Origin of the sequence: Jatrophihabitans sp., assembly GCF_051960575.1 — a bacterium.
Lineage (GTDB): Bacteria > Actinomycetota > Actinomycetes > Mycobacteriales > Jatrophihabitantaceae > JBQCEE01.
On sequence record NZ_JBQCEE010000370.1, the window covers coordinates 1 to 7889 of the forward strand.

At 71.9% G+C, this 7889-nt stretch carries 7 protein-coding genes, 2 tRNA genes and 1 pseudogene; 7 read left to right on the plus strand and 3 right to left on the minus strand.

What is annotated here, in order from left to right; translation table 11 throughout:
• Window positions 1-276: pseudogene (locus tag ACTHMS_RS20735) on the plus strand (adenylosuccinate lyase); the annotation flags it as partial.
• Window positions 277-554: 278 nt separating this feature from the next.
• On the opposite strand, the gene ACTHMS_RS20740 reads toward ACTHMS_RS20735, so the two are convergent.
• Window positions 555-953 carry a PaaI family thioesterase gene (locus ACTHMS_RS20740; RefSeq protein ID WP_440308558.1) on the minus strand — a complete coding sequence of 133 codons (399 nt, stop codon included), beginning with the start codon at window positions 951-953 and terminating at the stop codon, window positions 555-557.
• A 28-nt stretch (window positions 954-981) separates the two neighbouring features.
• Window positions 982-1713 (minus strand): siderophore-interacting protein, encoded by a 732-nt coding sequence (locus tag ACTHMS_RS20745; protein WP_440308559.1) that lies wholly within the window; start codon window positions 1711-1713, stop codon window positions 982-984.
• Window positions 1714-1767: 54 nt separating this feature from the next.
• Between ACTHMS_RS20745 and ACTHMS_RS20750 the strand changes: the two genes are divergently transcribed.
• Window positions 1768-3135 carry an L-serine ammonia-lyase gene (locus ACTHMS_RS20750; protein ID WP_440308560.1) on the plus strand — a complete coding sequence of 456 codons (1368 nt, stop codon included), beginning with the start codon at window positions 1768-1770 and terminating at the stop codon, window positions 3133-3135.
• Between the two features lie 55 nt (window positions 3136-3190).
• On the opposite strand, the gene ACTHMS_RS20755 is transcribed toward ACTHMS_RS20750, so the two are convergent.
• A complete protein-coding gene (locus ACTHMS_RS20755) occupies window positions 3191-4843 on the minus strand; it encodes an MFS transporter (RefSeq protein WP_440308561.1) in 1653 nt (550 codons plus the stop codon).
• Between the two features lie 162 nt (window positions 4844-5005).
• Here ACTHMS_RS20755 and ACTHMS_RS20760 point away from each other — a divergent pair, with 162 nt between their 5' ends.
• From ACTHMS_RS20760 to ACTHMS_RS20780, 5 genes are all read left to right on the plus strand, one after another.
• Window positions 5006-5638: a TetR/AcrR family transcriptional regulator gene (locus tag ACTHMS_RS20760; protein WP_440308562.1), complete on the plus strand. Its 633-nt coding sequence runs from the start codon at window positions 5006-5008 to the stop codon at window positions 5636-5638.
• Between the two features lie 83 nt (window positions 5639-5721).
• Window positions 5722-5811, plus strand: a tRNA-Ser gene (locus tag ACTHMS_RS20765).
• A gap of 59 nt (window positions 5812-5870) precedes the next feature.
• Window positions 5871-5946: transfer RNA gene (locus tag ACTHMS_RS20770), tRNA-Arg, on the plus strand.
• A 353-nt stretch (window positions 5947-6299) separates the two neighbouring features.
• Window positions 6300-6914 (plus strand): signal peptidase I, encoded by a 615-nt coding sequence (gene lepB, locus ACTHMS_RS20775; RefSeq protein ID WP_440308563.1) that lies wholly within the window; start codon window positions 6300-6302, stop codon window positions 6912-6914.
• 163 nt (window positions 6915-7077) lie between these two features.
• Complete coding sequence (locus ACTHMS_RS20780) at window positions 7078-7737, plus strand: DUF6230 family protein (RefSeq protein ID WP_440308564.1); 660 nt, start codon at window positions 7078-7080, stop codon at window positions 7735-7737.
• The last annotated feature ends 152 nt before the right edge of the window (window positions 7738-7889 follow it).

Consider the following 7889-nt stretch of genomic DNA (forward strand, 5'->3'; position numbering starts at 1 on the left):
GGTCGCGAGGCGGCGCAGGTGGCTATCAAGGAGACCGGGGTGGCCGTCGCCCTCGAGAGGCGCGAGACGGGCACCGACCGAAACGACCTGTTCGCCCGCCTCGCCGCCGACTCACGCCTCGGCCTGCCCGAGGCGACGCTGCAGTCGCTGCTCGCCGAGCCGATCGGCTTCACCGGCGCTGCCCGTGAGCAGGTCGCGGCCGTCGTCGCCGCCGTCGACGCCGTGCTGACGACCGACCCCTCCGCGGCGACCTACGCCCCCGAACCGATCCTCTGAGCCGGCGGTCCCGCCGGCTGCGCTCCGGCGTGGCGCGTGCCCGGCGCGGTGCGGCGCGGCGGCCCGTGTGTGGCGACCCTGCGGGCGGACAGGCCGTGCGGAACCCCGCACCGTCGCCACACACCGTGCGGCCCGGCCCGGTGCGTGGCCACGCTGCGGGCGGACACGCCGTGCGAACACCCGCACCGTCGCCACGCACCTCACGGCCCGGCCCGGTGCGTTGCCACGCTGCGGGCGGCACGCCGTGCGGACACCCGCACGGTCGCCACACACCGCGCTCAGCGCGGGGTGAGCACCGCCTGGCCCTGCGTCACCTGCGCAACGAGGCGTCCCTCGTCGTCGTGCAACTCGGTGCGGATCGTGATCGTCGACCGGCCGACGTGCAGCGGCGTCGCCGTCGCGTGCAGCACGCCCGACCGCACCGCGCGCAGGAACACCGTCTCGCTGTGCGTCGTCGTCGTGCCGGTCGCGCCCTCGGGCAGGTTGAGCCACGCGGCGAAACCGCCGACGGTGTCGGCCAGCGTCATGATCGCACCGCCGTGCATGACGCCGGCGAAGTTGCGCTGCTGCTCGCCGCACGGCAGTTCGCCGACGACGCGCGCCGGCTCGGCGGACACGATGCGCACGCCCACGTGCGCGGCGAAGGGCACCGACTCGATCTGCTGCGGCTGGCTCACCCGCTGATCGTGCCAGCCGCCGCCACGCTCAGCCCGGCGAGCGTCCCGCGACGCGGTCGGGACGCGCCAGGTTCCAGTACCCCTTGACGAAGATCGCGTCGTGCGGCACGCCACGCCCCTCGAGGTGCGCCCGCAGCGCCACCATCGACCGGGTCTCGCCGAGCAGGTAGGCGGCGACCCCGTCGCCGAGCGGCAGGCTCGCGAGGGGGTCGTCGGCGAGCGCCGCGAGCAGCCGGTCGGGCGTGCCCGCCTCGGCCGCCCCACGGTGCACCCACACGACCTCGGCCGCGAGCGGCTGCTCGTCGGACGCGTCGGCCATCTCGATCACCGCCACGGCCCGCTCGCCGGCGCCGATCGACTCGGCGATCACCGCGAACGCCGGCAGCGCCGACTCGTCGCCGACCATGAGGTGCAGCGGCGACGGCCGAAGCTCGAGCTTGCCGCGTGGCCCCTGGAACTCGACCGCGTCGCCCGCGCTCGCCGTGGCTCCCCAGCCGGAACCGGGATGCTCGCCGTGCAGGAAGACGTCGAGGTCGAGCTCACCGACGTCCGGACGCGCGTGCCGGATCGTGTAGCGCCGCTTCACCCGGCGTCCGGACGCCTCGCGCAGATGCAGCTCGACGTCCTGCGTCGGCCGGACCACGAGCCCGCGCAGCGACTCGGCGCGCACCGTGACCCGCCGGAAGCGTGGTGTCAGCTCGGTGGCGCCGACGACCTCGCCCCGGTGCACGGGCGAGCGGCGGACGAGCGGGGCGGTCACGGCCCACCACCCTACGAGCCCGGCCGGTCTCGACGGCAGGCGCATGATGGCCTGATGGCCATCAGTGTCTTCGATCTCTTCTCGATCGGGATCGGGCCGTCGTCGTCGCACACCGTCGGTCCGATGCGGGCCGCCCGCCGCTTCGCCGACGGCCTCGCCGCCGACGGGCTGCTCGAGCAGGTGACGCGGGTGCGCGTCGAGCTGTTCGGCTCGCTCGGGGCCACCGGGCACGGCCACGGCAGCGATCGTGCGGTGATCGCCGGGCTCGAGGGCGAGCTGCCCGAGACGGTCGACACGACCACCGTCGTGCCCCGCGCGGCCGCGGTGAAGGCGTCCGGACGCGTCCGGCTGCTCGGCCGGCACGAGGTCGCGCTGCCCGACGACGACCTGGTGCTGCACCGCCGCCAGTCGCTGCCCTTCCACCCCAACGGCCTGCGCTTTGCGGCCTTCGCCGAGGGCGCGGTGCTGCGCGAGCGCACGTACTACTCGGTCGGCGGCGGCTTCGTCGTCGACGAGGCGGCCGCCGGTGCGGGACGTGTGCAGCCCGACACGACGCCGGTGCCGCACCCGTTCGCGTCCGGGGAGGAACTGCTCGAACGCTGCCGCGAGACCGGGCTGTCGATCAGCGGCGTCATGCTCGCGAACGAGACGGCCTGGCGCCCCGCCGACGAGGTACGCGCCGGCCTGCTGCACATCTGGGCGGTCATGCAGCAGTGCGTCACCAACGGCTGCTCGAACACCGGCACCCTGCCCGGCGGGCTCAAGGTGCCCCGCCGCGCGCCCGAGCTTTACCAGCGGCTCTGCGCCGAGACCTTCGCCGTCGACCCGTTGCGCGTCATGGACTGGGTCGACCTGTTCGCGCTCGCCGTGAACGAGGAGAACGCCGCGGGCGGACGCATCGTCACCGCGCCGACCAACGGCGCGGCCGGGGTGCTGCCGGCGGTGCTGCACTACTGGACGCGGTTCGTGCCCGGCGCCTCGGACGACGGCGTTGTGCGGTTCCTGCTCTGTGCCGGTGCGATCGGCGCGCTGTACAAGCAGAACGCGTCGATCTCGGGCGCCGAGGTCGGCTGTCAGGGTGAGGTCGGCTCGGCCTGCTCGATGGCGGCCGGGGCGTTGTGCGAGGTGCTCGGCGGCACGCCCGAACAGGTCGAGAACGCCGCCGAGATCGGCATGGAGCACAACCTCGGCCTCACCTGCGATCCCGTCGGCGGCCTCGTCCAGGTGCCCTGCATCGAGCGCAACGCGATGGCCGCGGTGAAGGCGATCAACGCCGCGCGCATCGCGCTGCGCGGCGACGGCCGGCACGTCGTGAGCCTCGACAAGGTGATCAAGACGATGCGCGAGACGGGCGCCGACATGAAGATCAAGTACAAGGAGACGGCCCGCGGCGGCCTGGCCGTCAACGTCATCGAGTGCTGATCGGCGCCCGCCCGGATCAGGGTCCGGGCGGGCGTTGGGTCAGCGGCCGCGCCGACTACGCCGCGACGAGTTCCGGCGACGCTTGGGTCGGCAGGTCCTTCTTCGACACGTTGATCAGCACGACGGCCGAGAGGATCGCGACGACACCGAATGCCGCGCCCATGAGGAAGCCCTTGCCGGACGCGTGCGCCAGCAGCTCACGGGTGAACTGGTGGTACGGGCCGGCATAGAAGGCCTCGAGGCCGTGCTTGTACTGCGCCGGCAGCGTGCCCACCAGCTTGTCGAAGTCCTGCTGAGAGAGGCCGTTCGTCGAGGCGCCGAGCTTGGCGCCGACCTGCCCGGCGACCTGCTGGTTGCCGTCGACGGCCTTCACCAGTTGGCCGAACAGCTCCGTGCGGTGATCGGCCGCGTAGTTGCGCGCCGCGGTGCCGAACACGGTGGTCATGACCGAGAGGCCGAGCGCGCCACCGACCTGCTGGCCGACGTTGAGCAGCGCCGAGGCGAGACCGGCGTCCGTGTTCTGCACCTTCGACACGGCGGTGACGGTGAGCGGAACGAACAGGTTGCCCATGCCGATGGCGAGCACGATCATGCCCGGCAGCAGCTTGGTCGGGTACTGCGAGCCGACGTCGACGGTCGAGAACCACAGCAGCGACGCGGTGAGGCAGCTCGTGCCGAAGATCATCAGCGGCTTCGGCCCGAAGCGCGGCAGCAGCCGTGCCACCACCTGCGAGGTGATGCCGATGGTGAAGGCGACCGGCAGGAACGCGACACCGGTCTTCAGCGGGCCGTACTCGCGCACGCCCTGCACGAAGAAGGTGATGAAGTAGAACATGCCGAACATGCCGGCACCGACCACGAACATCACCAGGTAGGCGCCGCTGCGGTTGCGGTTCTCGAAGATCCGCATCGGCATCATCGGGGCCGCGGCGACCTTGGCCTCGTAGAAGACGAACGCCACCAGCAGCACGACGGCGGCGGCGAACACCGAGTAGGTCTGCGTGTTGCCCCAGCCGCTGTGCGCGACGTGGATGAAGCCGTACACCGTCGCGACCATGCCGCCGACCGAGAGCAGCGCGCCGACGACGTCGAAGCGGCCCTGCAGCCGCTCGGACTGGTGCAGGTACAGGAAGGCGCCCGCGATCAGCACCACGCCGATCGGGACGTTCACGAACAGCACCCAGCGCCAGCTGAAGTAGTTGGTGAGGATGCCGCCGAGCAGGAGGCCGAGCGCGGCGCCGGCACCGGAGACCGCGGCGTACACCGAGATCGCGCGCGTGCGCTCCTTGCCCTCCTCGAACTCGGTGGTGATGAGCGACAGGGCCGTCGGCGACGCGATCGCACCGCCGATGCCCTGCACCGCGCGTCCGGCGAGCAGCAGCCCGAAGTTCGGCGCGATGCCGGCGGCGAAGCTGCCGACGGTGAACAGGCCGAGGCCGACGATGAACATGTTCCGACGGCCGAGGATGTCGCCCATGCGGCCGCCGAGCAGCAGCAGCCCGCCGAAGGCGAGCGCGTAGGCGTTGAGCGCCCAGGTCATGTCGGTCTGCGACTTGTCGAAGTACCGGCCCATGCTCGGCAGGGCGATGTTCACGATCGTGCCGTCGAGCACGACCATCAGCTGCGCGCCGGCGATGACGAGCAGGATCAGGGCGGGGTGCGCATGTCGGCGTGCGCCGCGCGCAGGGGCGGTGGCAGTGTGCGTCACCGTGGTGCTCCGTTCTGGACGAGCGGCGGATCTCGCCGACTCACAGCCTCGTTGTGTACGCTCGCGTTCTCTATTCGGGAACGGTAGAGGACGTCGCGTAGTGAACGCAACCGTGCACTACGACTCGCCGACCTCCTCACACTGCACGAAGGGTCTGACAACGTGAGCACCGCCAGTGACGTCGCCGAGGAGGTCGCAGCGCCGACCCCGCTGCGTCGCCGCGGGGCCGCCCTGGAGGACGCCATCCGCGCGGCCGCCTTCGCCGAACTGACCGAGGTCGGGTACGGCGCGTTCAGCGTCGAAAGCGTGGCGGCGCGCGCCCGAACGGGCAAGGCGTCGATCTACCGCCGGTGGCCCACCAAGCAGGAACTCGTCCTGGACGCGATCGAGTACGGCTTCCCGACGGCCGAGCAGTGCGGCCTGGTGATCGACGTCGACCATGCGACCAGCACGGCCGACGCCCTGCGTGAGGTCGCCCGGGCGATCGCCCGGGTCATGCAGAGCCCGGTCGGCGCGGCGATGCGCGCCGTCAAGATGGAGGCCTTCAGCGACCCGGACATGGCGCGTCTGGTCGACGAACGCTTCCAGGAGCCCCGCCGCGAGGCGCTGCTCGGCCTGCTGCGCCGCGGCGTCGAGCGCGGCGAGGTGCGCCCGGAGGCATGCACGCGATTGGTCGCCGACGTCCTGCCGGCGATGATCGCCCACCGGGTGCTGATGATGCGCGAACCGCTCAAGGCACACCATCTCGAGGCGATCATGGACGAGGTCATGATCCCGCTCGTCCAGGCCCACTGACGCCACGACCAAGGGCCCGTAGGACGGCTCGCGGGCACCTTGTAGGCTGGGCCGCCGAGTGGTTCGCGACCCGCGGATCGCTGGGAGGCTTCGCCTAGTCTGGTCTATGGCGCCGCACTGCTAATGCGGTTTGGGTCTCAAGCCCATCCCGGGTTCGAATCCCGGAGCCTCCGCTGGTCTGCGACTGCCGTGGTCAACCGCCGCGGCGGCACCCGGTAGACTGTCGGACGATGCGCCCGTAGCTCAACGGATAGAGCATTTGACTACGGATCAAAAGGTTAGGGGTTCGAATCCCTTCGGGCGCGCCAGAGATCCACTGCCGTCGTCACCGGGCGGCGACCGCCGCCCCGGCGCCTCAAGCAGGCCGCGCCGTGACCGATCGACACGGGCATGGTCGACCTCATGCCGGGCTCGACGGCGCGGCAGCCCGAGCCCGCGGCGGGCCAAGTCGCCGGTCTCTACGGGTTCACGCTGGTGTTCGGCGTCTTCGGCGTCGGCCTCGCCCTGGCCGGCGCGCCAACCATCCTCGTGCTCGTCGCAGCCGTCGGTGCGGCGTGCGCCCTGGCCGCCGTCGTCGGGCACGGGATCCGGCTGGGCCGGACGCTGCGGGCCGAGGCTCTTCGACGCGGGTGCCATCATGGCCGTCGTCAGGGGGCGGCCGATGAGCAGCGACGCAGCCGGGACGGCGGGCCGGCGACACGGGCGCGGTCGGACACGACTCGTGCTGTGGGTGACGTCCGGCGTGCTGGCGACGCTGGTGCTGCTGCTCATCGTCCCGGTGCTGTTCTTCTCCGACGTGGTCGTCGGCCCGAGCATGGAGCCGCTGCTGCGTCCCGGTGACCGGGTCGTGCTGAACCCGCTGTCCTACCGCTTCGGCGATCCGGCCCGCGGCGACGTCGTCGCGCTCGACCCGCCGTCCGGGCCCCGGGGGACCGCTGTGAAGCGGATCATCGCGCTGCCGGGTGACCAGCTCGAGATCCTCCCCGGCGCGCGTGCGGTGCTGCGGCTGCGCCTCGGCGGGGTGGGGCCGTGGCAGCGGCGCGTCGAGCCCTACGTCCGTGCGTTCTCCTCGCCGTCCCTCGGCTGCTGTGACGCGTCCGGCCGCGCGACGCTGCACCCGGCGCCGTACACGGTGCCGCGCGGGCACTACTTCGTGATGGGCGACAACCGGAACGTCTCGGTCGACTCGCGGGCCTACGGGCCGGTGCCGGCCGCCGCGATCGACGGTCGCGTCGTGTGGCGGGTGCTGCCGCTCGGGCGGTTCGGGTCGATCTGAGCCCGAGCGTCCGGGTCGGTCGGGCGGCGGCACGTCCGGCCCGGGCTCGGCATCCTCCGAAGGTCCCTACTGACGCACCTGCACCGGCACGACGCTCCGGATGTCCGTGCGGTCGAGCCGTTCAGCTCGGGCCGACCGCCGATCATCGACCCGGGGAGTGATCATGGCCTACGCAGGCACCGCCGGCATGGAGTTCGGACGCACGCGGTGGCGTCTCGTCTGGTTCGTCCTCGTGCCCTCGCTGGCAGCCGTCGCCACGCTGCTGCTGCTCATCGCCAACGGCCTCATCGCCGTGTCGTTCGCGATCTCCGGCACGACCTTCAAGGTCACCGCCGACAGCGTGAAGAGCACCGGCGTCGACGGCAACGGCGTCGGCTTCTACCAATTCGGCGTCGTGAACTACGCCGGTGACGGGACGCCAAACCCGGCGGCCGAGAACGTCATCTCGAAGGCCGAGCTGACCAACCTGTGCCAGTCGGTGTCCGTCGGTCCGTTCACGCTGCGACTCACCGCCGGCACCGGGTCGAGCCCCGTGCAGGCGTCGCACCTGGTCATCGACGCGACGTCGCTGTCCGCGGACGTCGCGCAGTTCGACAACATCAACATCGGGCAGGATGTCGGGACGTACAACAACCCCGGCCTGACTGCGCCCGGTGCCCGCGGCAGTGGCCCGAACGTCGTGTCCGGTCACGTTCCGCTCGGCACCTTCGGCCAGACGGCTGACGGCGTCACGCTGACCGGCGTCAAGCAGGTGGCGAACGCGACCTCGGCGACGTCGTTCACGCTGCCGAACCTCAGCCTCAGCTTCGGCTCGTCCTGCTGAGCCGGCGAAGGTCCGCGATGCGTCTCTCGCGCCATCGAGCCGACGCCACCTCGGCCGCCGACGCCCAGTCGGCGGCGGAGGAGGAGTAGGGGGGGGGGGAACCCCAAAAAGCCGAAGACGAGGGGGCCCTCCCCCCCCTGGCTGGGGTCGCC

Coding starts and splice junctions, on each gene's coding strand:
- ACTHMS_RS20780 (WP_440308564.1), top strand. CDS start 7,078: ATGGCCTACGCAGGCACCGCCGGCATGGAGTTCGGACGCACGCGGTGG.
- ACTHMS_RS20750 (WP_440308560.1), top strand. CDS start 1,768: ATGGCCATCAGTGTCTTCGATCTCTTCTCGATCGGGATCGGGCCGTCG.
- lepB (WP_440308563.1), top strand. CDS start 6,300: ATGAGCAGCGACGCAGCCGGGACGGCGGGCCGGCGACACGGGCGCGGT.